Source organism: Agrococcus sp. HG114 (assembly GCF_024723325.1).
In the GTDB taxonomy this organism is placed as follows: Bacteria; Actinomycetota; Actinomycetes; order Actinomycetales; family Microbacteriaceae; genus Agrococcus.
In genome coordinates, this window is record NZ_JANQCH010000310.1 from 1 (window position 1) to 358 (window position 358).

Genomic DNA, 358 nt, shown 5'->3' on the forward strand with positions numbered 1-358 from the left:
GCCTGATTGGCCGCCGCTTCCAGGACGAAGAAGTACAGCGTGATGTTTCCATCATGCCGTTCAAAATTATTGCTGCTGATAACGGCGACGCATGGGTCGAAGTTAAAGGCCAGAAAATGGCACCGCCGCAGATCTCTGCTGAAGTGCTGAAAAAAATGAAGAAAACCGCTGAAGATTACCTGGGTGAACCGGTAACTGAAGCTGTTATTAACGTCCCGGCATACTTTAACGATGCTCAGCGTCAGGCAACCAAAGACGCAGGCCGTATCGCTGGTCTGGAAGTAAAACGTATCATCAACGAACCGACCGCAGCTGCGCTGGCTTACGGTCTGGACAAAGGTACTGGCAACCGTACTAT

1 protein-coding gene is annotated in these 358 nt (G+C 50.8%); it reads left to right on the forward strand.

The annotated features are described in order from the left end of the window. On the forward strand, positions 1 to 358 hold a 358-nt coding region (locus NWP09_RS13375), incomplete at both ends, for an Hsp70 family protein (protein ID WP_258275960.1).